Source organism: Hydrogenivirga sp. 128-5-R1-1 (assembly GCF_000171895.1).
In genome coordinates this window covers 1-2,060 of record NZ_ABHJ01000179.1, presented here as the reverse complement: position 1 = coordinate 2,060, position 2,060 = coordinate 1, and the positions used below count along the sequence as shown (strand labels likewise).

Sequence of the window (2,060 nt, the reverse complement as noted above, 5' to 3'; positions counted from 1 at the left end):
ATCTTTTAATATGTGTAGAAAATTTATTTGGTCTTTCAAAAGAAAAATGTAAAAATATAATTGGAAAAACAGCAATAACTGTGTCTGTTTACGACAATCAGTACTCCCTTGTTGTTGATGAAATTATAAAGATACAGGAGATAGAAAATACAGGTAGTTCAAGTGATGTTGTAAATTTTTATAAAGTTCAAGACAAAGTTTTAGAAGAAATAACCCCAGAATTCTTAAAGTTGAAGATAAAAGTTCCATCCTTTAAACAGTTAAGTACTGCTCAAAAAGGAAGAAAAATAAAAGAAGAAAAAAATGATGAAGAAAAAACTTTTATCATATTTACATTAGGAAACAAACCTTTTGCTATAAATACGGATTATCTTAAAAAGGTTGAATATATAGATAATCTTGAGGGGAATATAGCTTTTGAAAACGAATGGATAGAAGGTGTTTATCTTGTAAAAGGAACACCAGTAAAGACTGGAAATTTAAAAAAATTGTTTGGAATTAATGATGGAAAAGAAGAAAACCTACTGATACTGGAAAAAGAAAATAAAAGTCTTGGTATAAAAGTTGATGATATTGTGGATATATATTCCATAAAAAAAGACCATATAAACGAAGGAACAAACGAAAACAATATATTAAAAGATTTTTTTGTTTATGATAAAAAAGTTGTATCTGTTTTGTCAGAAAAATTTTTAGATGAAGCTATCAGTAAATACTCTTTAAAGTATAATAAAACTGATGGCGTAGATAAAACTCAGCATACAAAACATAAAGAAATAGATATTCTAATAATTAACATACTTGGTGAAAAATTTGCTATTAAAATGGAGGATGTTGCAGAAGTTTTAGAATATGACGATGTAAATATATCAAATTATCCAACAGAAAATAAATTTATAAAAGGTCTTGCAGCTTATAAAAATCAATCATTTTTCTTGGTTTCTTTTGAGGAAGTTTTTAATAAGGAAATAAATATTGATGAAAACGTAAGGATTATCTTAATTGAAAAAAATGGGAAATATATAGGTATATTAGCTTCTGATATAGAGGATATTGTGTCTGTTCCTGAAGAAAATATAGCTCAGCTTGACAATAATAAAACGATAATAGGTGGAAATGTGATTTTAGATAAAGAAATAGTAAATTTATTAAATATTAATTGGTTAATATCAAATGAAAACTAATTATAAAAATGGACTTGAAATTAGAAAAGTTAAAAAGGCTTAGGGATTATATAAGCTCTAAATATGGTATTTATATAGATAACGATAAACTTGTGTCTATTTATAATAAGAAATTTCAAAAATTAATGGAAAAGTATGGCTATAATAATTTTGAACAATTTTATAAGGATTTTATATTCAGAAAAAATTCTTACTTGATTGAAGATGTTTTAAGTAATATAACTGTAAATGAAACTTATTTTTTCAGAGAGGAATATCAATTTGAAGTTTTAGTTAACAATATTTTGCCAGATTTAAATGACAGGAAAGATAGAAATAGCTCTATAAATATACTTAGCGCTCCATCTTCAACAGGAGAAGAGGTTTATAGTATAGCAATATACATAATGGAAGAAGGTAATATGGTACACGAAAGAGATTTTATGCTTCTTGGGATAGACATAGATTCAAAGGCAGTAGAAAAAGCAAAGGCAGGTATATATACAGAGAGAAGTGTATATAAGGTACCTCCGATAATTTTACAAAAATATTTTATAAAAACAGGAAAGTATTATAAAGTAAAAGACTTTCTGAGGCAGGCCGTGAATTTTAAAGTTGTAAATGTTCTTGATAAATATTCAATGAAAAAACTTGGAAAATTTGATGTCATTTTTTCCCGCAATATGCTTATATATTTTGAAGAAAAAAGTAGATTGGAAGTACTGACAAATTTTTACAGCATATTAAACGACAACGGTTATCTTTTTTTAGGACATGCTGAAAGAATACCTAATAATTTTCCATTGTTTAGGCAAGAAAAAATAAATGGAGTGTTTGTGTATAGAAAAAATGGATAAAAAAGAAAACTTGCTAAATCTTTTAAATATGTGTGTAAGA

Annotated in this window: 2 protein-coding genes; both read left to right on the top strand. The window is 25.9% G+C overall.

What is annotated here, in order from left to right:
• The coding region (locus tag HG1285_RS03650) for a chemotaxis protein CheW (protein ID WP_008288824.1) at nt 1-1,184 on the top strand (1,184 nt) is incomplete at its 5' end.
• An 8-nt stretch (nt 1,185-1,192) separates the two neighbouring features.
• The gene (locus HG1285_RS03655) at nt 1,193-2,020 is read left to right on the top strand and encodes a CheR family methyltransferase (RefSeq protein ID WP_008288823.1); all 828 of its coding nucleotides are present in this window, start codon (nt 1,193-1,195) and stop codon (nt 2,018-2,020) included.
• Nucleotides 2,021-2,060 lie beyond the last annotated feature (40 nt).

What these genes read in the sequence shown, in the direction of transcription:
- HG1285_RS03655 (WP_008288823.1), top strand. Translation starts at nt 1,193, where the DNA reads ATGGACTTGAAATTAGAAAAGTTAAAAAGGCTTAGGGATTATATAAGC.